The 24,484-nt window shown below is 39.3% G+C and carries 21 protein-coding genes, 4 pseudogenes and 1 riboswitch; of the genes and pseudogenes, 23 read left to right on the top strand and 2 right to left on the bottom strand.

The window, feature by feature from the left end; all coding sequences use genetic code 11:
* Positions 1–8: 8 nt before the first annotated feature.
* Positions 9–998 carry a glycine cleavage T C-terminal barrel domain-containing protein gene (locus NQ503_RS05270; RefSeq protein WP_005426712.1) on the bottom strand — a complete coding sequence of 330 codons (990 nt, stop codon included), beginning with the start codon at positions 996–998 and terminating at the stop codon, positions 9–11.
* 16 nt (positions 999–1,014) lie between these two features.
* Positions 1,015–2,235 (bottom strand): hypothetical protein, encoded by a 1,221-nt coding sequence (locus tag NQ503_RS05275; protein ID WP_005426710.1) that lies wholly within the window; start codon positions 2,233–2,235, stop codon positions 1,015–1,017.
* Positions 2,236–2,490: 255 nt separating this feature from the next.
* On the opposite strand from NQ503_RS05275, the gene NQ503_RS05280 reads away from it, so the two are divergent.
* From NQ503_RS05280 to NQ503_RS05385, 23 genes and pseudogenes are all read left to right on the top strand, one after another.
* Positions 2,491–4,011 carry a PucR family transcriptional regulator gene (locus tag NQ503_RS05280; protein WP_005426708.1) on the top strand — a complete coding sequence of 507 codons (1,521 nt, stop codon included), beginning with the start codon at positions 2,491–2,493 and terminating at the stop codon, positions 4,009–4,011.
* Positions 4,012–4,115: 104 nt separating this feature from the next.
* The gene (locus tag NQ503_RS05285; RefSeq protein ID WP_005426706.1) at positions 4,116–4,994 is read left to right on the top strand and encodes a LysR family transcriptional regulator; all 879 of its coding nucleotides are present in this window, start codon (positions 4,116–4,118) and stop codon (positions 4,992–4,994) included.
* Positions 4,995–5,120: 126 nt separating this feature from the next.
* A complete protein-coding gene (locus tag NQ503_RS05290; RefSeq protein ID WP_005426704.1) occupies positions 5,121–5,591 on the top strand; it encodes a flavodoxin in 471 nt (156 codons plus the stop codon).
* A gap of 28 nt (positions 5,592–5,619) precedes the next feature.
* Entirely contained in the window at positions 5,620–6,387 is a 768-nt protein-coding gene (locus NQ503_RS05295; protein WP_005426701.1) for a carboxymuconolactone decarboxylase family protein, read from the top strand.
* Positions 6,388–7,581: 1,194 nt separating this feature from the next.
* A complete protein-coding gene (locus tag NQ503_RS05300; RefSeq protein WP_044925934.1) occupies positions 7,582–8,835 on the top strand; it encodes an RNA-binding domain-containing protein in 1,254 nt (417 codons plus the stop codon).
* Positions 8,836–9,054: 219 nt separating this feature from the next.
* On the top strand, positions 9,055–10,638 hold the full coding sequence (locus NQ503_RS05305) for a transporter substrate-binding domain-containing protein (protein ID WP_259893448.1): 1,584 nt from the start codon (positions 9,055–9,057) through the stop codon (positions 10,636–10,638).
* An 11-nt stretch (positions 10,639–10,649) separates the two neighbouring features.
* A complete protein-coding gene (locus tag NQ503_RS05310; protein WP_259893449.1) occupies positions 10,650–11,927 on the top strand; it encodes a response regulator in 1,278 nt (425 codons plus the stop codon).
* A complete protein-coding gene (locus NQ503_RS05315; RefSeq protein ID WP_005426692.1) occupies positions 11,911–12,078 on the top strand; it encodes a hypothetical protein in 168 nt (55 codons plus the stop codon). The genes NQ503_RS05310 and NQ503_RS05315 overlap by 17 nt, the downstream gene beginning before the upstream one ends.
* Before the next feature lie 297 nt (positions 12,079–12,375).
* The gene (locus NQ503_RS05320; RefSeq protein WP_005426684.1) at positions 12,376–14,298 is read left to right on the top strand and encodes a hybrid sensor histidine kinase/response regulator; all 1,923 of its coding nucleotides are present in this window, start codon (positions 12,376–12,378) and stop codon (positions 14,296–14,298) included.
* A gap of 285 nt (positions 14,299–14,583) precedes the next feature.
* Positions 14,584–14,991 (top strand): Fur family transcriptional regulator, encoded by a 408-nt coding sequence (locus NQ503_RS05325; RefSeq protein WP_005426682.1) that lies wholly within the window; start codon positions 14,584–14,586, stop codon positions 14,989–14,991.
* A 108-nt stretch (positions 14,992–15,099) separates the two neighbouring features.
* Positions 15,100–15,171, top strand: a pseudogene (locus tag NQ503_RS17720) (rubredoxin-like domain-containing protein); the annotation flags it as partial.
* Between the two features lie 42 nt (positions 15,172–15,213).
* A complete protein-coding gene (gene rbr / locus NQ503_RS05330; RefSeq protein ID WP_005426680.1) occupies positions 15,214–15,756 on the top strand; it encodes a rubrerythrin in 543 nt (180 codons plus the stop codon).
* Positions 15,757–15,771: 15 nt separating this feature from the next.
* Complete coding sequence (locus NQ503_RS05335) at positions 15,772–16,728, top strand: L-lactate dehydrogenase (protein WP_005426679.1); 957 nt, start codon at positions 15,772–15,774, stop codon at positions 16,726–16,728.
* Positions 16,729–16,755: 27 nt separating this feature from the next.
* Positions 16,756–17,145, top strand: a pseudogene (locus NQ503_RS17725) (desulfoferrodoxin family protein).
* Positions 17,146–17,235: 90 nt separating this feature from the next.
* A complete protein-coding gene (locus tag NQ503_RS05345; protein ID WP_005426676.1) occupies positions 17,236–17,394 on the top strand; it encodes a rubredoxin in 159 nt (52 codons plus the stop codon).
* Positions 17,395–17,548: 154 nt separating this feature from the next.
* Positions 17,549–17,887: pseudogene (locus NQ503_RS05350) on the top strand (SDR family NAD(P)-dependent oxidoreductase); the annotation flags it as partial.
* Positions 17,882–18,022: a helix-turn-helix domain-containing protein gene (locus NQ503_RS17730; protein WP_242999629.1), complete on the top strand. Its 141-nt coding sequence runs from the start codon at positions 17,882–17,884 to the stop codon at positions 18,020–18,022. The pseudogene NQ503_RS05350 and the gene NQ503_RS17730, both read left to right, overlap by 6 nt.
* A gap of 1,457 nt (positions 18,023–19,479) precedes the next feature.
* Positions 19,480–19,756, top strand: a pseudogene (locus NQ503_RS17735) (restriction endonuclease).
* 269 nt (positions 19,757–20,025) lie between these two features.
* Positions 20,026–20,222, top strand: a riboswitch (cobalamin riboswitch).
* 118 nt (positions 20,223–20,340) lie between these two features.
* Positions 20,341–21,333 carry an ABC transporter substrate-binding protein gene (locus NQ503_RS05365; protein ID WP_005426667.1) on the top strand — a complete coding sequence of 331 codons (993 nt, stop codon included), beginning with the start codon at positions 20,341–20,343 and terminating at the stop codon, positions 21,331–21,333.
* Position 21,334: 1 nt separating this feature from the next.
* Positions 21,335–22,420 carry a FecCD family ABC transporter permease gene (locus NQ503_RS05370; protein WP_005426666.1) on the top strand — a complete coding sequence of 362 codons (1,086 nt, stop codon included), beginning with the start codon at positions 21,335–21,337 and terminating at the stop codon, positions 22,418–22,420.
* Positions 22,417–23,190 (top strand): ABC transporter ATP-binding protein, encoded by a 774-nt coding sequence (locus NQ503_RS05375; RefSeq protein WP_005426665.1) that lies wholly within the window; start codon positions 22,417–22,419, stop codon positions 23,188–23,190. The genes NQ503_RS05370 and NQ503_RS05375 overlap by 4 nt, the downstream gene beginning before the upstream one ends.
* Before the next feature lie 22 nt (positions 23,191–23,212).
* Positions 23,213–24,001: a sirohydrochlorin cobaltochelatase gene (locus tag NQ503_RS05380; RefSeq protein ID WP_005426664.1), complete on the top strand. Its 789-nt coding sequence runs from the start codon at positions 23,213–23,215 to the stop codon at positions 23,999–24,001.
* Complete coding sequence (locus NQ503_RS05385) at positions 23,998–24,354, top strand: CGGC domain-containing protein (protein WP_005426663.1); 357 nt, start codon at positions 23,998–24,000, stop codon at positions 24,352–24,354. The genes NQ503_RS05380 and NQ503_RS05385 overlap by 4 nt, the downstream gene beginning before the upstream one ends.
* Positions 24,355–24,484: the final 130 nt, after the last annotated feature.

Below are 24,484 nucleotides of genomic sequence, written 5' to 3' on the forward strand. Positions count from 1 at the left end.
CTCCTTTCTCAGCAGAAAACTTTGTTTACCACGATGGCCGGAGAATCATTGCAGCCAACGGTCAGCTCCGCACCATCGGGTATGTCAGCGCGGACGGTGGCAAAACCAATGTTTTTGTCGACTGTATAGCCGTAGATTGTCTGTGCACAGCGGCCGACTTCCACACCGTACCAGTATACACGCTCCCAGATGGAGATATCTTCTGTTGATTCACGTGAAAATTCAAGACCGACCATACGATATTTCGGATGTTCTTTACGCGCCAGTGCTGCCTCTTTACCAATGAAATCTTTATCAGCGGCAACGGCCCATCCGAGTCCACACTCATATGGACTCAGGTGCTTAAAGTCCTGTTTGAGCGCGAAGCCTTTTTCCATTGGGATAGATCGGACATAGACTTCAAGAGTTTGAAGTTCACGTCCTCCGACAGCTTCGACAGCTTTCAGTGCTAAATTGTGAATTTCTGCACTCTTATCAAATGCAGAATAGATTTCATAGCCATTTTCACCGGTGAAGCCGGAACGGTGAATATAGACAGGAATATCGCCAATCTTACGCTCGCAGATGCCAAACCGTTTGAGTTCGTCAATCGGTTTATCTAACATGGCATTCATCGCATTGATACTATCAGGTCCCTGTATGGCATACATATCCCAGTCATAGGTGATGATTTTTGTCTGAATATCAGCTGTACCTTTGTGCTTCTCAATCCACGGTAGCAAACGTGGTCCATAGAGGTCGGAGACCCAGTACAGACCATCTGCCATGTGCATGACGATCACATCGTCAATGATTTCACCGTTTTCATCCAGCGATGCAGTGTATTTTGAACGTCCGACAGCAACTTTGGAAATGTTGCTGATATAAATCTTTTGAAGAACCTCCAGTGCGTCTTTGCCGGTAATCTCTACGATATCGTGTGTCCAGCGGTAAAATCCCACACCCTTACGTATAGCATCAGCGTCTGCGCGTGCGACGTTATCTTCTCTAAACAGCATATTTTGTCCTCCTCCTTTACAGCATTCGCGAGTCTTCCTTGCGGATGACCTTGATGTACATTTCTTCTTCGTCACGATTTTCGATTACACAGGACCATTCCGTGCTGACCAGCGTTTTAGCTGCACCATTCCACTGTGCCTCGTAGGCATCTACCAGTTCATCCAGAGGTGCCATCTCATAACGGGCAGTAAAGTCCTCTGATTTGACCTTGATCCAGGTTTCATCCTTGGTCCAGCGAACCATCTCATAGGGGACCTGTTGTACGTCCAGCATATAGCGGATATATCCGCCGAGAATACGGCCGTCGTTCTCGTCCATATCATGAGGAATGCCCAGAAAACTCCGCAGACCTTCTTTTGCAAAGGGATCGATAAACTGATTTTTACCGGCAGTAGCAAAGATAATGCGGAATACTCGCATGAATTCATCTTCATCAGGCGCCATCTCTTTAATAGCCATCATTGGGAACTGGATAGACCATACCCAGCCCATTTGCGCAACCCAGTGATATGCTTTTTCCAGCGATGTTTCCTCGCCGAAGTTCTGTGTGTATTGACCATTACGCAGACACTGACCATCTTTGACCATGCGTTCTCGAGGCGTATCATGAATAGGATCTACAGGTTGCTGCATATGTTCCAGCCAATCCTGCTTCGGCAGTCCATAGACATCCCGTCGTTCTGCCACGACACGACAGTGCTTGTTACCACAGCCTCGTGCCTGGCACATATTCAGTGCCACTTCGTTTTCTGTTCCGTTGGAAGAAGCCAGATCGAAGTTTGCAGTGAACATACTGGTGGTCATATTGCACAGTTCGCTGCCCACAATATCCCAGGGACAGGTATCCAGCTCTTTTTCCACTCGATTTCGGGTAAACTGTATTACTCGACCGGCCATATTTTCCCATTCATCGCCGGAGTCACCGGTAATGCCACCAAGCCAGCTGGATTTTTCACAAAGCTCCGGGATGTTAAATGCTTCATAGAGAGCAGCATTAACATAGTTTTTCTGTTCATCGGGGCTTCCTGCAACTGCCATATTCATCATATTGGCAATATTGCAGATGGCTGCGGTGCGTTTTTCCCAGTTAGGTTCAAAAATGCGCATGACCTGAAAAAGATTGGCAGTCATAGCGGCAATTTGGCGATTCAGCTGTCGATAGGCTTCTTCCTCCGTAATTAGTCTGCCCCAGGCAGTTGAAAAGCATTTTTTCGTCTCCAGTTTTTCTTTTAGCATGGTATACCTCCTGTCTACTTTTGTTTTGATTTATTATAGTCAAAAAATACTGCATCGAACATTCTACAAAAAGATGGTTTTTATCTTCTTCTTTACATACAATTTGTATTCTAAAAAACCATACAATTTATATGGACATTATTTGTGAATAATGCATATAAAACAGATGCCACCCATACAAAACGTATGGGTGATATCTTGACAGCTTTTTTTTGAAAAATTATAATATTTTTAGAATAATTTGGGAGGCTGGTTATGAAGTTATGCGCGGATATTCTTTATTGGAGGCTGAAAGAAGAACTGACAGGAGTTTTGTTTCATGGCAGGAAGAACAGTACACTGATCTTGAACCGACCGGAATTTTATCTGGATCGATCTCAGTCCTTTGAGGAAAATAGTGTCTATGTCTGTTCTGCAGATCATTTACCACAGACACCAGAGTTGGGAGAAAATGTCTGTCTGGTATGTTTGGGAGAACACTGGAATCTTAATGCCTACTATGAGCGGTGCAGCGTTATTCTTATACATGGCAGCCAGGACATTTTTCGAATATTCAATTTGGTGCAGGAGGTATTCAATCAATATGATACCTGGGAGGAAAGGCTCTGGTTCATCCTGCGCCATGGTGCAGCTTTGTCTCAAATGCTGGATGCCAGCAGAGGCATCTTTGAAAATCCAATGCTGCTTATAGGCTCGGATTTTCGCTATCTGGGAGTGACGGAGGAAGAGTACCTGAAAAAACAATTGGGATTGCAATTGGATACGCAATCTTTCGATGTTGAGAAAATGGCAACATTTCTGTCTTTGCATGATATGTCCAACTATGTTCGCGAACCTCTGTTGCTGGAATTACAGGGAAAGCGTTCTCTTTCTGTAAATATTTTCGATCAGGAAGAATACTTAGGATGTCTGACTGTTTTTGAAGAATCTCGTCCATTCAGGTCCTCTGACAGGGCATTGGCAGTTTTCTTTTCCAAACTTCTGCGACAGGCTATTCAGCAGAATCCGATTTTGTCCAGTACCCGTACCGCTGTACGACGAGCCTTGCGCAGCGTCATTTCCGGGCAGCGTATTGATTTTGAATATCGTCGTGCTTTGAGTATGGAAAATGGAAAGCATGATTGGATCTGTATGAAGCTGATTCCGGAATCCAGCGGTAGTCATCTTTCAGGAACCTATCTTTCTGCTGCTTTGGAGGAGCGACATCCAGGATCATTTGCATTTGAATTTGAGGATGCTGTTGTAGAATTTCTGCCTGCTGATCAGGTTCAAAAGGAATCAATGGATTCGCTGACTTCCGTTTTGGAAAAACTTGGAGCCATTTGTGGTGTTTCCTCCTCATTTAACAATCTCTACGATGGAAATCATGCCTGGTTTCAGGCTTCTGCGGCGTTGCAGAACGGACTTTCTCAGGAAGATAATTCTATCATATTCTATTTTCAGGACTATTTGCTTCCGCAGCTTCTCAACAGTGCTCTGGCGGGACGGCCAAGCTGGGTTTATTATACGGAAGGCCTGAAACGCCTGAAGAAACATGATGACAGTTCACAGGTTTCTTATTTACATACTCTGAGGGTGTATTTGGACAATAATCTTTCTGTTACAAAAACTGCTGCGGCGCTTTATCTGCATCGTTCTACTCTGCTCGATCGGTTATCTCATATTACTGCCATGCTTGGCAGTGATCTGAGGGATCCGGACTATTGTCTGACACTTGGGATTATTCTTAGGGCCGAGTTGGAGCAACGACGAATAGAGAAAATTTATCTGAAATAACTTATCACATAAGACTGTAAAATGTCACATTAAAGATATAGATGATGTCTGGGATGCAACATGATAGAATGGTTAGAATAAAAAAATTGTAGGAATATAAAAACATGGAATTAAGACTATTACGCTATTTTTTGACAGTAGCAAAAGAACAGAGCTTTACAAAAGCAGCAGAACAATTGCATATTACCCAGCCAACGCTATCCAGACAAATGGCGGCATTTGAAGAGGAGCTTGGAGTAACATTATTTATTCGAAGCGGGAAGAAAATTTCGCTTACTGAAGAGGGGATTTTATTAAAAAGGCGTGCCCTGGAGATCCTTAATCTTGAGGAAAAAACACTTGAGGAACTGAAAGGAAAAGAAGATGTTGTAGAGGGAACTATAACCATTGGATGCGGTGAATTTGCAGCGGTGGAGACATTGGCGGAGATATGTAAAACATATAAAGAAAAATACCCGCTGGTTCAGATTGTATTGCATACTGCAACAGCAGATGCAGTGTATGAGATGATGAACAAAGGACTTGTAGATATTGCATTATTCATGGAGCCGGTGGACACCGAAGGGCTGGATTATATCCGGATCACAGATTGCGATCACTGGTGTGTTGGAATGCGGCCGGATGATCCGCTGGCAGAAAAAGAGTTTATAAGAAAAGAAGATCTTATTGGAAAACCATTGATCCTGCCGGAAAGAGTAAATGTTCAAAGTGAACTTGCCAATTGGTTTGGAAAAGACTTTTCGAAACTGCAGATTGCTTTTACAAGTAATCTTGGAACGAATGCCGGAGTTATGGCAGCAAATGGACTGGGCTATCCGGTATCCATCGAAGGTGCTGCAAAGTATTGGCGGGAGGATATTCTTGTACAGCGAAGAATTTCTCCTGAAATCACAACAAGTACTGTGATTGCCTGGAGACGGAATATCCCATATTCTTTGGCAGTCTGTAAAATGATTGAGGAGATTAATGCTTTTCAGGCATAAAACAAAATTCAATATAAGCATTAGACATAATAAAAATATCAGGTATAAAATAGATGTATAAGAGAAATTCAAATCTTATACATCTATTTTTATACGAAAAATTCGCAAAGAAAGGGGATTTTTATTATGAGTAAAAATTTAGTCGCATTTTTCAGTGCAAGCGGGACAACAAAAAAAGTAGCAGAAATGATTGCAGAGGAAGCAAAAGCGGATTTATTTGAGATTGAGCCAAAAGTTCCATATACAAAGGCTGATCTTGACTGGATGAATAAAAAATCCCGCAGCAGTGTGGAAATGAGTGATAAGAAATACAGACCGGAGATTATGAAGAAAAAGATGGATATGAGTTCTTATGACGAGATCCTTCTGGGATTCCCAATCTGGTGGTATGTAGCTCCAACAATTGTCAATACATTTTTGGAAGCCTATGATTTCAGTGGCAAAAAGATTGTGCTCTTTGCAACATCCGGTGGAAGTGGATTCGGGAATACTGTAAAGGAATTACAGCCATCTGCACCGGATGCAGTTATCACAGAAGGCAGCCTGTTAAACCGTGGAACAAAACAGGAAATCAGTGAGTGGGTAAAATCTTTATAAATAACAGTGCTATGGAGGTATACAGAAAATGCGAAAAATAATACAGACAGCAGGAAGAAATACACTTGGTGAATTCGCACCGGAATTTGCACATTTTAATGATGATGTACTTTTCGGCGAAAACTGGAATAACCAGGACATCGACGTAAAAACAAGAAGCATTATCACAGTGGTTGCTCTGATGGCTTCCGGAATTACAGATTCTTCTTTAAAATATCATCTTCAAAATGCAAAAAATCATGGTGTAACACAAAAAGAGATTGCCGCAGTGATCACACATGTCGCATTTTATGCAGGATGGCCAAAAGCATGGGCTGTTTTCAATCTTGCAAAGGAAGTGTGGGAGACAGGCGAAGGAGATTTGCCATACGAAGAGGAAGCGATGCGTGCGCATGCAAAAGAGATGGTATTTCCAATTGGTGCACCAAACGATGGCTTTGCACAGTATTTTTCTGGCAGAAGTTTTCTTGCACCAATCTCTACATCTCAGGTTGGAATTTTCAATGTGACATTTGAACCTGGATGTAGAAATAACTGGCACATCCATCATGCAAAAAGCGGAGGTGGGCAGATTCTGGTATGTGTTGCCGGAAGAGGATACTATCAGGAAGAAGGTAAAGATGCTGTAGAAATGAAGCCAGGCGACTGCATTAATATTCCGGCAGAAGTGAAGCACTGGCATGGTGCAGCACCAGATGAATGGTTTTCTCATCTTGCAATTGAGGTTCCAGGCGAAAATGGTTCTAATGAATGGCTTGAACCGGTAAGTGATGAAGAATATGGGAAATTACAATAGGAAGGTGAATGAAATGGATTCCAAAGATGAGAAAGATGGATTTATGAGTGTGCAGGAAGATGAGGAGCTGCCGTTTGAGTAGACAGATCTCTGGAGCTTAAGCGGAAGAGCGCACTTATATACTTTAGCAAGTATGTGCGTCCTCCGCTTCCTAGGTTAAAATAATTTTATATTCTTGCATTTCTTCGTGCATCCCTTAATTCTGTGATTTTGCAAAAAGCATCATACGGTTTATAAATAGTGTATGTTGTTCAGAAGTATCTATCTATAGTTTAGCATATAAAGCATATAAATGGGTAGCAATACAATTAAATTATTTTGTAGGAGCGCCCGTCAGACCAAGAAGATATTCGCAGGATTGCCAGATCATTAAAATCATATCCTGCAAGTTGTAATTTGGCAGCGAGCGTTTTGTGAGTAAGATTATGAGCCTTTCGTAATTCTTTTACCCGTTGTCCTATTCTATTTTTTCTGTTCGTTTTTTTATCCCAATAAATAATTATTCTGATCCTCAAAAGTTTCTAAAGATGAAGTATTATTATTGATTTTAATGGGACATTCTGATATAGGGGTTACGTTAAATGTATATACGCATCTGGGCTTAATTGATGCCAAAGAAGAGATGAATAGGATTTTCCTGTATATTTTATTGTGTCAAAAATATCTTAAGTGAGAAATATGTATTTTTGTTTGAAATTAATAGGGATATTTAAAACATATCTGGAATTTGATAGCAGTAGTCTGCACCCCCTAAACTGACTACGATTTGACTACTACAGACGGAAGTGATTTGCTTCATTTTGCACTTTTTTGCAAAAAATGTAGTAAATGAGAAGAAAACTACGATGCCATGAAATGCTGATAAAACCTTGCAAAATACGGCATTTCACGGCTGTTTGAGAGGAGAAAAAACAATGATTCGAGTACTTTTCGTATGTCACGGCAACATTTAAAGTATGGCGATAAAGACTAGATTTTATAGGATTTTCTAGATAGAAACAAATAATTTACACCTTATTTATACCTTTGGAAGACCGAATCGGAATAATTAAAAAAGTTGTCATAATTCAGTTGGTCAAAAAATAATACTACACTCAAAATCAATTAAAAAAACAATCGTAAAAAAATACGATTGTTTTTTTGCGCATTTTTGCATATAATATAATCATTATGGTTGGAAAGGGAACGATTACTATGCGTGAAACAAGAATATTAGAATTCAAGGAAACGATTACGAATACTTTTTTGAAAACAGTTAGTGCCTTTTCGAATTACAATGGTGGAACAATTCTTTTTGGGGTTGATGATAATGGAAATGTGAAAGGATTGCTAGATGTAAAACAGGCCTGTCTGGATATCGAAAATAAAATCAATGACAGTATATCACCTCAACCAAACTATACACTTGAAATACAGAATAATGACCAGACGATAAAACTTACTGTAAAAAGTGGTTTTCAAAAACCGTATTTATATAAATCAAAAGCATACAAACGAAATGATACAGCAACGATAGAGGTAGATACATTGGAATTTTCAAGGCTTGTATTAGATGGAAAAAATATTAGCTTCGAAGAATTACCTTGTAAAGATCAGGAGCTATCTTTTAAAATTTTACAGTGTAAACTGAAAGAAAATATTTACATTGAAACTTTCAATCAAGATACTTTAAAGACATTGAACCTGTATGACAATATAAATGGTTATAATAATGCAGCGGGACTTTTGGCAGATAAAAATCATTTTTCAGGAATTGATATTGTTAAGTTCGGTGAGAATATCAGTATTATTCAAAAAAGAGTAACGTTTGAACATATATCGGTTTTAGAAATATATGAAAAAGCACTTGCTGTATTTAGAGATTATTACCAATATGAAGTAATACAGGGGGCTGACAGAAAGATGGTAGAGAAAATACCGGAAGCAGCTTTCAGAGAAGCAATTGCAAATGCTTTGATTCATAGGGTATGGGATATTAATTCACACATCAGAGTTTCTATGTTTGATGATAAAATAGAAGTAGTGTGTCCTGGTGGATTGCCGGCTGGAATAACGGCAGAAGAATATTTATCAGGTAAACTATCTATTTTAAGAAATAGAAATCTTGCAAATGTATTTTACAGACTGGGATTAGTAGAGATATTTGGAACAGGAATTACACGAATCAAACAACTGTATGCAGAGAGTGTGATAAAACCAGAATTTGAAGTGTCAGAAAATGCTATAAAAATTGTACTACCGATATTTGAAACGAATGTCAATTTAACCGAAGACGAAAAAGTGATTTACAAATTTTTAAGTAAGACGATGCTGAAACCAATAAGTGAAATTGCACCATATGTCCCATTTGGCAAATCAAAAACAACACAATTACTGAAAGCTATGGAGAAAAAGGGTGTGATTGCAGTTGAAGGAAAAGGCAGAGGAACAAAATATATCATTAAGTGATGCGACACGACTTTCTGTCTTGGATCAAGTGCTTGGAACATCATAAAAAATGAGTGGATAAAGGAAATTGGCTGTAGAGTTTAATTATAGTAAAAGTACAGCAGAAGCTGTCGCAAAGATATCTATAAAAATGTTGTGGGGTATTGAACATTAATGAATGTAAAATTAAAATCTGGAAGTAAGCAAGCAAGCGACTGTAGCCTGGAGGGTGGGAGAAAGATGAAAAAGTACAAATTAGTACAGAATATAAGAAATTTCAAATTTTGTTACTTTATATTTTGCACAATTATATGTTTTATTGTTTTATCCGTTCCTACATTTGCCAAAGAAAACTCTGACAATGTTATCCGGGTAGGCTCTTTTGAAGAAACTTATAATACCGTCAATGAAAAGGGAGAAAGAAGCGGCTATGGTTATGAGTATCTTCAAGATATTGCAGGTTATGCAGGATGGACATATAAATACATAACAAGTGATTGGAAAAACTGCTTTACACAGTTGGAAAATGGAGAGATTGATATTCTTGGTGGCATTTCCTATACAGACGAACGTGCTGAAAATATGCTTTTTTCCGATATGCCTATGGGGGAAGAGAAATATTACATCTATACGGATGCATCCAATATGGATCTTACAGCAGGAAATCTGGATTCTTTTGAGGGAAAAAATATTGGTGTGTTTAAAGATAATATAACGGAGGATGTGCTTAACGAATGGGAGTTAAAGTATAGTCTGCATATGCAGCATGTCAATGTTTCTAATACCGCAGAAGTTATGGACAAACTGTCGAAACATGAAATTGACTGCTTTGTTTCGGTAGAAGAATCCCGTTGGGAAGAATCGGATATTTCACCGCTTACAAGTATTGGAGAGACAGAAATCTATTTCGTTATAAATCCAGAACGTCCGGATATCAAAGAAGCACTGGATAGTGCTATGCGCAGAATCAAGGATGACAACCCATTTTACACAGATGATCTCTACAGGCGTTATCTTTCTGCACAGAGCAGCTCGTTTCTTTCAAAAGAAGAAAGTGAGTGGATCGGGCAGCATGGTGCAATCCGGATAGGGTATCTGAATCAGGATGGAGGTATCAGCAGTGTAGATCCATCAACAGGTAAACTGACAGGTGTTATTACAGATTATGTGGATCTTGCAGAAAATTGTCTGCAAGGTCAGACTCTGGAATTTGAATTAAATGGATATAATACAAGAAGTGAACTGCTTCAGGCATTGCAGGATGGAAAAATAGACCTGATTTTTCATGCAAACCAGAATCCATACTTTGCAGAAACAAATGGATTTGCTTTGTCGGATACGCTATTGACTCTCAATATGGCAGCAATTACGGCAAAGGATTCTTTTGATGAAAATAAAGAGAATACAGTTGCCGTTGAAAAAGATGATTTTACATTGAAAGCATATCTTTCATACAATTATCCGCAATGGAAGGTTGTGGAATATGAAACATCAGATGCAGCAGTAAAAGCAATGCAGAAAGGGGAGACGGATTGTATTGTAAGCAATTCAGGTACTGTTTCAGACTATTTGAAAAATAATAAGCTTCATAGTGTTTTCCTGACAAAAGAAGCTGATGTTCCATTTGCTATTCAGCAGGGAGAACCGGTTCTTTTGTCCATTCTGAATAAAACACTGACATCTATGCCTACAACTCAATTTTCAGGTGCAGTAGTTTCGTATAATGCTTCCTCACGAAAAGTTACAGCGAAGGAGTTTATTCAGGATAATTTACTGACAGTTTCACTTATCGCTGGAATTTTTTTTTCGTTGTTCTGTGTATAATTCTTGATTCTTTGAAAAAATCAAAACGTGCGGAAGAAAAATCCAAGAAGTCTGCTGAGCAGGCATTGAAGCTGAATCAGGAGCTTGAAGAAAAACAGCAGGAATTACAAAATGCACTTGTAGAAGCACAGAGTGCCAATAAGGCTAAGACTTCCTTTTTAAATAACATGTCTCATGACATCAGGACACCGATCAATGGCATTATGGGCATGCTTACAATTCTTGAAAAAAGCGGAAATGATGGTGAGCGGACAAAAGATTGCCTGAATAAAATAAATGAGTCTTCGAAACTGCTATTATCATTGGTAAATGATGTTTTGGATATGGCAAAGTTAGAATCGGATACCGTGGTTTTTAGTGATGAATCCATCAATCTGGATCAGGTATGTCAGGAAATCACGGAGTCACTATACTTTCAGGCAGAAGAAAAAGGACTTCATGTTATAGGAGAACATGATGATTACAGTGGTATATATGTTTGGAGCAATGCAGTTCATCTGAAAAAAATATTGATGAATCTGTTTACAAACAGTATGAAGTACAATAAGGTGAATGGTTTTATTTACATGAGTATGAGAACGATTGAAAGATCAGAAGATCACATGACATGTGAATTTAAAATAAAAGATAATGGAATTGGAATGTCAGAAGAATTTATAAAAAATGAATTGTTTACTCCATTTGTACAGGCAGATAATTCCCCACGTTCTGATTATAATGGGACAGGTCTGGGAATGCCTATTGTGAAACAACTTGTAGAAAAGATGGGCGGAATCATAACAGTTGAAAGCAAGCTTGGTGAAGGAAGCTGTTTTACTGTAATACTTCCATTTAAAATTGATACGAATGCACGGCCGGAAGAAAAAGAAGATTTCAATGCAGATATATCAGGTGTCCGGATATTATTGGTTGAAGATAATGAGCTGAATGCGGAAATAGCAGAATTTATGCTGACGGAAAATGGGGCTAAAGTAGAAACAGTGAAAAATGGGTTAGAAGCTGTTCAGCATTTTGAAGCTTCCGAACCGGGAACATACGATGTTATTTTAATGGATATCATGATGCCGGTGATGGATGGGCTTACTGCCACAAAAACAATAAGATCCCTGGAACGGCAGGATGCAAAAACAATCCCTATCATTGCTATGACTGCAAATGCATTTAGGGAAGATGCAGAAAAGTGTATGGAAGCAGGAATGAACGCACATCTTGCAAAGCCATTGGATGATGAAAAAATTAAGCAGACCATAAGCGAAGAGTTGAGAAAGCAAAATGCCTGTCATAAATGATTATGAGGCAACCGCAGTCTGTGACTGTTTTGTTTTTTATAACTGTGCTGATCGTTCTGCTTCTTATCCTAACTGTAATGGTACATATGAGGAACAGAAAACTGAAAAGTACGTTGGAAGAACAGATGGCGGAAAGACGGCTTTTGGATAAGATATGTGCAGATTTTACGGCTGTCTATTATGTTGAATTAAATACCAGTTCCTTTGAAATTCTCCATATAAATGACGGGACCAATGTAAAAAAATGAATCCTAACCAGCATGAATTGATTGAAGGCGGAAGAATGCATTTCCACAGAATACCGTATATGTGATGGCAGTTGGCACAGGATGCTTTTTACTGTAAAAAAAGGGATGAGTCTGGAAATGTAACCCATGTTTGCAAAATACGTGAAGAGTTGAGGCGTTTTGTATTAAATTAAAATTAGGTAAAAGGCATGTGAAATACGATGATGAAAAATAACTATATAAAACAAAAAAGAAAAGATCAAAATCCGGTAAATCATTGGAAAATTTTTGAGGGACGGTTGGTACTCCTTCTGGCAATGGTGATTTTGGCTGTTGTTGCATATACTTTTATTTTACAACAAGCATATACCCAAACTGCTCTGAAAACAGAAATAGAACGAGATATTTCCAGTGCAGATGCGGTTCATAAGCTGGTAAATGACAGACTGGGACGAAAAGATTTTAATGAAATAAAAAGTAAAGCTGATGAGAATACAGAACTATTCAAGAATATGTCGACATATATGAATGAAATCAGAACGCTGAATTCTACGAGATATATTTACACAGCAACCAGAAATGAAGACGGTAGATTGATTTACGTTGTAGACGGACTGGATCCATCGGCTGGTGACGTCAGACATCCAGGAGATCCGATTGAAAAGGAGATGGTTCCTTATATAGAAAAAGCACTTTCTGGAAAAACAGTATATTCTCAGGATATTGTTGATACAACATGGGGACCTATTTTTACAGCCTGTTATCCTGTGACAGCGGATGATGAATCTAATGAAGTGATAGGTGCTTTCTGCATAGAAATGGATATGCAGAAAGCGTATGGAATGGTTGAGAAGACGAATAAGTTAAGTATTGTACTGGGATGCATTACAGCGTGTATTTTGTTAATATTATGTACCTGTGGATATTCTGTATATAAGAAGCAAAAAGAAAATGAGCAGAAACAGCAAAAACTGTTGCAGGAAGCTGCAAGACTGGCCGATTCAGCTAATAAAGCAAAATCAACATTTCTGTTTAATATGTCTCATGATATTCGTACCCCTATGAATGCAATCATTGGATATGCAGAATTGGGAGAGAAACATTTAAAGGAGCCAACTATATTAGAGGATTACTTTGAAAAAATATTATTGTGCGGAAAGAAAATGCTGCATTTGATTGATAACATTCTTGAATTAGCACGAATCGAAAACAACCAAGCAACGCTGGATGAAACAATAACAGATGTTTCTAAAAACTTTGATTTATGTATTGATATGTTTAGGAAACCGATAGAAGAAAAACATCAAACACTAAAAGTCAATAAAAACATTCGATATCCATACCTGTATATGGATGATGCAAGATCATCTGAAATTACGATTAACATTCTGAGTAATGCTGTGAAATACACGGGTGAAGGCGGTAACATAAGCTGTACATTGAACCAATATCCCGGCGAAAAAGAAGGTTGGAGTGTATTAGAGCTTATCATAGCAGACAACGGAATCGGAATGTCAGAAGAATTCCAAAAACATATTTTTGAATCATTTTCACAGGAACGATCTTCGTCAGACAGCGGAATAGAAGGTAGCGGACTTGGCATGGGAATCGTGAAGAAACTGGTGGATTTAATGAATGGCAAGATCACAGTTCAGAGCAAACCGGGAGCAGGTTCTACTTTTACAATCACGCTTCCATTAAAAATAGCAAATGAGGAAGAAAGGAATCCGAAACATGCAGACGGTCAGTTGAATATCAAAAAACTGGAAGGAAAAAGGGTTCTTCTGGTAGAAGATAATGACTTGAACGCAGAAATTGCAACAGAACTTTTGACGGAAGAGGGAATCATGATAGAAAGAGCGGAGAATGGCGTTGAATGTATTGATATGTTTAACAAAGCAAAGCAAAATTACTACAGTCTGATTCTGATGGATATTCAGATGCCGATTATGAACGGATATGAAGCATCCAGGAGAATTCGAGAACTGAAAGACGGTAACAAATCGCAGATTCCAATTGTTGCAATGACAGCAAATGCGTTTGAAGAAGATAAGAAGATGGCTTTGGCAAGTGGCATGAATGATCATGTTGCAAAACCAATAGATATGAATGTATTATTGCCGACTATTATGAAATATATGTAAAGGAAGAAAGAAGGACACTGATTTTGCAGTCAGTGTTCTTTGGGATACTCCCTTTTTTAGAGCTAGGGATTTTGGTAACGCCCAGATCCTGAAGCTCTTTTTTTAGGTCTGATTTATCTTCAGATTCAGAATATGTATTTGAACGCAAAATAAAATAGTTATTCAGGTAAAAGATGCTCAGTTTGGCAACTTTTATAATAATGAGAATTATTACTATTTTTATTGACAATAGGATAATAGTGGTATATAATCCTTATTAAGAACTAATCCTAATAAGGAGGACGAATGACAAGTAGGAGAAATACCATTCAAAAAGATCTTGTAAGAAATACCGTTTACGAAATGAGAAGACACGTTACGGCAAATGAAGTGTATGAATTTATAAAAGAAGCATATCCAACAATTGGAAAAGGAACTGTATATAGAAATCTTGATATATTGGTAGAGGAAGGTGCATTAAGAAAGGTTGAAGTTCCGGATGGACCGAACCGATTTGATTTTACATTGAAAAATCATTACCATGTAAGATGTATAAAGTGCGGTGAAATTTTTGATGTGGATATGGATCAAATACCGGATTTGCTGGAAAGAATTCATAACACTCATGGAATTGAATTTGTGGATTATGATATTTCATTTAAAGGCATTTGCCCGAAATGCAGGGAGAAGGTAAAGGAGGAACAGCATGGATAGGAAAGCAATGTTCCTTCAGTAACATATGATTATTATCAGAATAATATTAAGCCTAAGCCACAGGAGGTTGGAAAAACAGAGGACAGTCAGACAATATGGCGTTGCAGAATTTGCGGATATGAATATGTAGGCGAGGAATTACCAGATGACTTTATATGTCCTTTGTGCAAGCACCCGGCATCAGATTTTGAAAAAGTAGTAAAGAAAACGGAGGTAAAAGAGATGGCAGCAAACAAATATGCAGGAACACAGACAGAGAAGAATTTACAGGAGGCATTTGCAGGGGAATCACAGGCAAGAAATAAGTATACCTATTTTGCTTCTGTAGCGAAAAAGGAAGGTTACGAGCAGATGTCAGCGTTGTTTTTAAAGACTGCAGATAATGAGAAAGAACATGCAAAGATGTGGTTCAAGGAATTAGCAGGAATTGGTGATACAAAGGAAAACCTGGTGGCAGCGGCAGAAGGCGAAAATTATGAGTGGACAGATATGTATGATGGCTTTGCTAAAACAGCTGAGGAAGAAGGATTCCCTGAGCTTGCAGCAAAATTCAGGGCAGTAGGTGAGATTGAGAAGCACCATGAGGAAAGATATCGTGCACTTCTTAAGAATATTGAAACTTCACAGGTATTTGAAAAGAGCGAAGTTAAGGTATGGGAATGCCGTAACTGCGGACATATTGTGGTAGGAACTAAGGCGCCTGAAGTATGTCCGGTATGTAATCATCCACAGAGCTATTTTGAAGTACATGAAGAGAATTATTAAGGAGATGAGATTATTATGAAGAAGAAAGTGATTAATTCAAAAAAAGCAGTAATGATAGGCTGTGGCTTTGTTGGTTCTGCATCGGTATTTGCTCTGATGCAGAGTGGCTTGTTTACAGAGATTGTCCTTATCGATGTAGATAAGAACAAGGCAGAAGGAGAAGCGATGGATATCAGTCATGGTATTCCATTTGCGAGTCCGATGAAAATATATGCCGGAGATTATGATGATGTGGCTGATGCTGCAATTGTTGTCATATCTGCCGGAGCGGGACAGAAACCGGGAGAGACAAGGCTTGATCTCGTAAATAAAAATGTAGCAATATTTAAGTCAATCATTCCTGAAATAGCAAAGAGAAATTTTGCAGGTATCATGCTTGTAGTTGCGAATCCGGTAGATATCCTGACTCAGGTAGCCATAAAGTTATCAGGACTTCCAGAAAACAGGGTTATTGGATCGGGTACTGTGTTAGATAGTGCCAGATTAAGATATAAGCTTGGTGAGCATTTATCTGTGGACAGCAGGAGTGTTCATGCATTTATAGTAGGTGAGCATGGAGACAGCGAAGTTGTAGCATGGTCATCAGCCAATGTATCTGGTGTTCCATTAAGTGAAATGTGTGAAATGCGTGGACATTACAAGCACAAGGAAAACACGGCAGAAATAGCTACAGCAGTCAAGAACAGTGCTTATGAGATTATAAACAAAAAGCACGCTACATATTATGGAATTGCAATGTCTGTAAAAAGAATCTGCGAAGCGATTATGAGAGATGAAAAATCAATACTTCCTGTATCACACATGATTCATGGAGTATATGATATTGACGGAGTATCGTTAAGTATGCCAGCTATTGTAGGTGCAGATGGTATTGAGTCTGATATACCTATTAATTTAAGTGGTGAGGAAGCGTTAAAGCTTAAGGAATCTGCAGATTCATTGAAAAAGATTATGGAGACAATTGAATTATAAATTTTACACATGAAAGGAGAAAAAGGCATGGAAGTAAGGTATTATATTTGTAAGCATTGTTGAAAAGGTAAAGGATAAGGGTGTACCTGTAATTTGTTGCGGGGAACCTATGCAGGAATTAAAAGCCGGAGTGACAGATGCTGCTGTCGAGAAGCATGTACCTGTATATACGATAGAAGGCAGTCATGTTCATGTCGTGTTCGGAGAGACAAAACATCCAATGATTGAAGAGCATTTCATTGAGTGGATTACATTAAATACAAACCAGGGAATATACAGAAAACAGTTAAATCCAGGGTAGGAGCCGGTAGCAGATTTTTGTCTTTGCGATGGTGAACAGGTATTTGTCTTTGCGATGGTGAACAGGTAGAAGAAGTATATGCATATTGTAACCTGCATGGATTATGGAAATGCTAAAAGCATTTATACATATTAAGGTTACAGAACAACACAAATATAACAGTAATATAGGCTGTGTATTAATATATTTACAAGGAGGAACAACGAATGAAATACGTATGTGATGTTTGCGGATGGGAATACGATGAGGAGAAGGGCTATCCAGAAGGTGGTATTGCACCAGGAACAAAATGGGAAGATGTTCCGGAAGATTTTGAATGCCCATTATGTAATGTTGGAAAAGATGAGTTTTCAGAAGTTGAATAGAAGCCTAATCTTTTGTTAAATACGGATGGATAAACCAAAACCCTGGTGCGTGAGCAACAGGGTTTTTTATTGCGATATTTTATGATGATATCACAGAAAATAATCTACCTTTTGCTTATAATGTGGCTAGAAACTAAGTGAGGAGGTAGTCTAAATGAGATTAAAAGATAAAATTGCAATCATTACGGGTGGAAGCTGTGGCATAGGATTTGCTACAGCTGATAAATTCTTGAAGGAAGGCGCTACAGTTGTATTGGCGGCAAGTTCAAAGTAATCGGCAGATACTGCTGTAGATAAATTAAAAGAAAAATATCCCAATGCAATAGTTGCTGGAATTAGTCCAAATCTTGCAAGCATGGAGTCTGTCAGAAAGGCTTTTAAAGAGGCAATTGAAAAATATGGATGCGTCGATGTACTGGTAAATAATGCAGGAATTTCAGAAAACACCTCATTTATGGATTATACAGAGGAGACTTTTGATAAAGTCATGGATCTAAATGTACAGCTGAATCAGTACTGTAAAGGCAGTGTGACTAGGCTAGATACGGCTGTTTTAGCAAGATTATGTTGTGCCCTAGACTGTAAAATAGAAGACCTGTTGGAATATATTCCGTCGGAAAATAAATAATTGTGAGCATTTATTACTGCCAATGCAGAAAAATAAAGGACTACAGTTCTTGTGATATAAGAATGTAGTCCTTTTTGATTAAATGTGAAAATTAAAGTCCTGGCACTTTATCAGACGGTATTTTTTTATCTGGCATTCGTCAAGTACTTCCTGAAGATGAGTTTGTTTGGCTTCATCAAAATATGTCACGTCTAAATGTTCTAATTTTTCGGTATCCTGTAATCCCCTGATCCGTAATAATATATGCTCATCAATAATTCCGCCGAGAGCTGGTTTGTTGTATCTGGGATAAACACTTTTGTTTTACCCATGATGTTGACGCCTACGATTTGATTATGAAAAACAAAGAGCTGCTTTTGGACAGAGATCCGAAGCGTTCCCCCGTTGGGTTTATCTTCTCGCATTCAGCGTTACGTGAGGGCTGGGATAACCCGAATGTTTTTCAAATCTGTACACTGAAACAGAGCGGCAGTGATATTCGTAAGCGTCAGGAGGTTGATCGTGGTCTACGTCTGTGCGTCAACCAGGATGGTGAACGCCAGGATGCGAATGCTTTGGGAAATGATGTTCATAATGTCAACATTCTGACTGTCATTGCCAGTGAAAGTTATGATTCCTTTGCGAAAGGTTTACAGAGTGAAATCGCAGAGAATGTGGCAGATCGGCCACGTACTATTACAGCTGATTTGTTTGTAGGAAAGGTCATCAACGATTTGGATGGTCATGAACAGGTGGTTGATAGGGATACTGCCTATGCCATCATGTATGATTTGACAATTAATCGCTATATCGATAAGAAGGGTGTATTGACTGATAAATACTACGAAGACAAATTCAATGGCATTTTACAAATTGCTGAAGAAGTGAATAATTTTGCAGCATCCATTGTGGAACTCATCGATTCGGTTTACAACCCGAGGGCAGTGCAGCCGGAAAATGCTCGTGGTAATAATGTTGAGCTTAAGGTTAATGAAGAAAAATTTGCTATGCCTGAGTTTCAAGCGCTCTGGTCAAAGATAAATGTAAAGTCTATTTATATCGTAGATTTTGATATTGATGAACTGATCCGAAATGCAATAGCTTCTCTGGATGCTAAGCTGATAGTTGCTAAGATTTTCTTCAAGATTGAATCAGGTGCAATGGAAGAAAGTAAATCGAAAGAAGCTTTGGAATGTGGAGCTGCCTTTACAAAGGAAACTTCTGCTTACGGTACGCAGATACGGATTCCTGTCAATAGTAGCGTGAAATATGATTTGGTTGGCAAACTGGTGGAAGAGACAAAGTTGACTCGTAAGGATGTTATTGCTATTCTGCGTGGTATCAAAAAGACTGTTTTTAATCAGTTTAAAGATAATCCTGAAGAGTTCATTATCAAGGCAGTTGCACTCATTAATGAGGAAAAGGCAGCAGCCATTATCAAGCACATTACTTATGCCGTTTTGGATAAGTATTACAGTATGAAGGTATTTACTGATTTGCCGAATGGATTCTATATTTCGACACCGGTAGGAAATTATAATCCTGACTGGGCAATTACTTTCTATAAGGGGAAAGGTAAAGCATATTTATTTTGCAGCTGAAACCAAGGGCTCTATGTCCTCTATGCAGCTGCGTTCGATTGAGGAATCTAAGATACACTGCGCACGGGAAGACTTTAAGGCTATCAGTAGTGACAGCGTTGTTTTTGATGTCGTGGATAGTTATCAGAGTCTTTTTGATATGGTGATGAGATAAGGCGTTAAGGGATAATATTTCCTCAACAATCATAGGAAAGAGTGCTGTGTATGTCATCTTTTGTATCTCTCTGTGAATAGCACGAATGTAATTCAATGTTCTATGGATTGCAAGACATGCTATATGAGTGGTGCGCGAACTTTATCCCCCCCGGCAGGGGCGGTCAACCTCTGGGAATTCCAGCAAATACAAAAAAGTAAAATTATCAAAAATATTGTTAAAGAAAATTCTTTACTTTGGTTAAAGCGTAAGTTATAATAGCTTTGCTTAAAAGAATAAATGTGCCAAGTGCTGAAAAATATATAAAATTTACACTATTTTCAGAAGAGGGAATCAGGTGAGAATCCTGAACGATCCGGTCACTGTATTCAGTTATGCCACATTCATATCCATTGCATTTTTATGTGAGAAGGGAATGGGGATTTAAGCTGTAAGCCAGGAAACCTGCTTGGTTCATAGAAAGAAACTTCCGTGTAAAGTGCTGTCTTTCGTATCATGTTTTTTTGTGATGCCCGCTTTTTTATGGAAGCGGACTTTTTTCTTTTAAAAGCAAAAAAACAAAAGAAAAAATAAGGAGAAAAAGCATGAAAAACATGAAAACAGTAGCAGGAATGTTATGTCTGGCAGGAATTCTCAGCCTGGGAATGGGAACAACTGTATTTGCGGAGGATGGAGACAGCCATTATCCCGTAACAATCACAACCTACAATTATGAGAACGAACCGATTGAAATGACTTTTGAGAAAGCTCCGGAGAAAGTATTTGCATATGCAAACTCCAATATCGAAGAGCTTCTGGCACTTGGTCTCGGTGATAAGATCGTAGCTGCTTGCGGTCTGGACGGTGATGTGCGTGAGGATTTAAAAGATGAATTTGACAAGATTCAGTATATGGATACCAAGCCATCCAAAGAGGAAGTTGTTGCAATGGAGCCTGATTTTATTGCGGCATGGTATTCTTCTTTCGATGATGACTGGCTTTCTGATGTAAGCTTCTGGCAGGAGAGAGATGTAAATACATACATGTCCCTGAACAGTGCTGCAAAGGGACCGGCTTCTGAGTTCCCACGTACAATTGAAGACGAATATGAGGATATCCTGAACCTTGGCAAGATCTTTGATTGCGAAGACAAGGCAGAGGAAATCGTTGATCAGATGAAGGGTGAGATTGATAAAGTAAAAGAGCATGTAGAAGGAACAGACCCGTTATCCGTAGCAGTTCTTGAGGATGAGGGAGATTCCTTCCGTGTATATGGAACAGAGACACTTGGCGGAAATATTCCGGAGACACTTGGTGCAGAGCTGAAGCTTGGTGCAGAGAACTCTGAAAACGTTGGTGCAGAGGATCTGATCGCAGCTGATCCGGACGTATTATTCATGATCAACTATGATGGATTTATGACAGCTGATGAGGCAATCGCTGATATTACAGATAACCCTGCATATGCGAGCCTTTCAGCAGTTAAGAACAACAAAGTATTCTCTGTAAACTTGAATGAAGTATACTGCAGCGGTGTCAGAACCTATGACGGAATTATGACATTTGCAAAAGCATTATATCCGGATCTGTACGAATAAAATGAAAAGAAAACCGGATTTTAAAAATGGAATTTTTCATGGAAAGCCGATCTATGTGCTGGCGGTGATATTACTGACTGTGCTTCTGGTGATATCCATTCTGACTGCAGTTACCATTGGTTCTGTAGATCTTTCTGTGAAAGATGTGTATAGTGTAATTTTGTATAAAGTGTTTGGAATCGGGGATCCGGAGGTTTATGGTGTAGGAGCCATGTCTGATATTGTGTGGTTTATCCGCCTTCCCCGTATTCTTCTTGCAACAGCCGTTGGCATGGGTCTGGCAGTTGCAGGTGTGATAATGCAAGCCATTGTGAAAAATCCGATTGCAGATCCGTATATTCTGGGTATTTCCTCTGGTGCATCTCTTGGTGCAACAGTGGCAATCTTTCTTGGAGTTGGAGCCGTATTTGGCTCCAACTCTATTGGAATCTGCGCATTTATCGGAGCCTTCCTTATTTCTGTACTGGTACAGATCACTGCAAATATAGGAGGCCGGGCAAATTCAGTCCGACTTCTGCTTGCAGGTACAGCACTTGGAAGTGTGTGCAGTGCATTTTCAAACTTTGTTGTCTATATTGCGGGCGACAGAGATGGAATCCAGACAGTTACTTTCTGGCTGATGGGAAGTCTGGCAGGTGCGAAATGGGAAAATCTGGCTGTGATTATTCCCTGCGTTTTTATAGCAACCCTGTTTTTCTGCACCCAGAGCCGTATTCTCAATATGATGCTGCTTGGAGATGAGGTATCCATCACATTAGGAACTGACCTGCACAGATATCGTCAGGTGTATCTTGTAGTGACAGCACTGTTGATCGGTTTTGTGGTATATTCCGCAGGTATCATTGGATTTGTAGGACTCATTATTCCTCATGTGGTACGAATGTTCTTTGGAACCGATCACAAGAAAATGCTTCCACTGTCAGCACTTAGCGGTTCCATTTTCCTGATCTGGGCAGATGTTGCTTCCAGGATCATTATTCCCAAGAGTGAAGTCCCAATCGGAATCCTGGTATCCATGATCGGAGCACCTTGCTTTATTTATCTGCTGGTACGCAGATCTTATGGATTCGGAGGTGAGAAATCATGAAACTGACAGCTTCTGATATCCATGTGGAGCTTGGCGGAAATGAGATTCTTAAGGGAATTGACGCAGCCATAAAGGAAAAGGAATTTGTAGGAATTATAGGACCAAACGGAAGTGGAAAAAGTACATTGCTGAAATGTATTTACCGTGTACTGAAGCCAGATACCGGTGTGATCATGCTGGATGGAAAACCGCTGAACGAATATAAGGTAAAGGATTCTGCAAAAGCACTGGCAGTGGTGTCCCAGCACAACTACTATAATTTTGAATTTTCCGTACAGGAAATTGTAATGATGGGAAGGGCTCCTCATAAGAAAACCATGGAACGGGATAATGCCGAGGATTATAAGATCGTGGAAGAATGTTTGGAAAAAGTGGAAATGCTTCCCTATCGGCACCGTGTTTTTTCAAGTTTGTCTGGCGGTGAGCAGCAGCGAATCATTCTGGCAAGAGCTCTGGCACAGAAAACTGACTGTCTGATCCTGGATGAGCCTACCAACCATCTTGACATCAAATACCAGCTCCAGCTTCTGGATATTGTAAAAAGTCTTGGGGTCACTGTGATCGGTGCTTTGCATGATCTGAATATTGCAGCAGCATACTGCGACCGGATCTATGCCATGAAGAACGGTCGTCTGGTGGCTTGCGGAACTCCAGAAGAAGTCATTACAGAAGATTTTATACATATGTTATATGAAGTAGATGCAACTGTAAAAAAGGATGAATACGGCATGCTGAATGTTACATACCATCCTTTGCATGTGAAAAAATAAAGAAAAAGTGGAGGAAAGCTGAATGAGCGATACAGCAAAAAAAGGAATTCTTGTAGTCAGCTTTGGTACCAGTCATGAAGATACCAGAGCAGTGACCATTGATGCGATTGAAAAAGAAATTGGAGCTGCTTTTACAGATTGTAAAATTTATCGCGCATGGACCAGCAAAATGATTCTCGCCAGAATTGAAAAGAGAGATCATATTCACTATGACAATGTGGCAGAAGCAATGGAGCGTATGAAAAAGGATGGAATTACAGATGTGATCATTCAGCCTACTCATGTAATGAACGGTGTGGAAAATGATCTTATGAAAAAGGATGTTCTGGCGTATGCAGATCATTTTCAGTCTGTGAAATTCGGAGCTCCTCTACTTACAACAGAAAAAGATAATGAGTATGTGGTGAAAGCGGTTGCAGATGAGTTCCCTGTAATTAAGGATAAGGAAACGGCACTTGTGCTTATGGGGCATGGAACCGAGCACTACGCAAATGCCGTTTATGCCGCACTGGATTACAGATTCAAGGATATGGGATATGAAAATGTGATCGTAGGAACTGTGGAAGGTTATCCTGAAATTGACCAGGTCATGAAACAGCTTGGAAAATGCGGGGTAAAAAAAGTGGTAATCGCACCGTTTATGATCGTTGCCGGTGACCATGCGAAAAATGACATGGCAGGAGAGGAAGAAGACTCCTGGAAAAATATCATCAGCAAAGCTGGTTATGAAGTGCAGACAGTTCTGAAAGGACTGGGGGAATATGAAAGTATTCGAAAACTCTTTGTGGAACATGCGAGGGAAGCGGTATGATTAAAATTGGAACACTGACCTGCCTTCACTCCAATAATGTATGTGCCAGAGTGGGATGCCTGAAGGCCTTTCAGAATCGCAGTGACTTTTTTGATGGATATTCTCCGGACACACTTCTGGGAGCAATGATGACCTGTAATGGATGCAAAAGTGTAAATCCCAAAGAACCGGATGTAGATGAGGAAATTCTGGAAAAAATAGATAGGCTGGTCAGCGAAGAAATTAAGGTAGTGCATGTGGGAGCCTGTCGTCTGGACAGGGAGAAAAAAGAGTGCCCACGAATTGCCAAAATCTGTGAGATGATAGAATCCAGGGGAATCCAGGTGGTAAGAGGAACTCACAGAGAATCCTGAAACAGGATAGAGAAATCGTATAGGGGAAACTTCCAGGCAGATTGTGGAAAATAGTCTGTCTGGAAGGGAGTATCCCAAAGTTTGTGTAAACCTTCAAACTGATGTAAGATAGAATTACTCAGTTTGGAGG

It is taken from the genome of Blautia obeum ATCC 29174, from assembly GCF_025147765.1.
Classification (GTDB): domain Bacteria; phylum Bacillota; class Clostridia; order Lachnospirales; family Lachnospiraceae; genus Blautia_A; species Blautia_A obeum.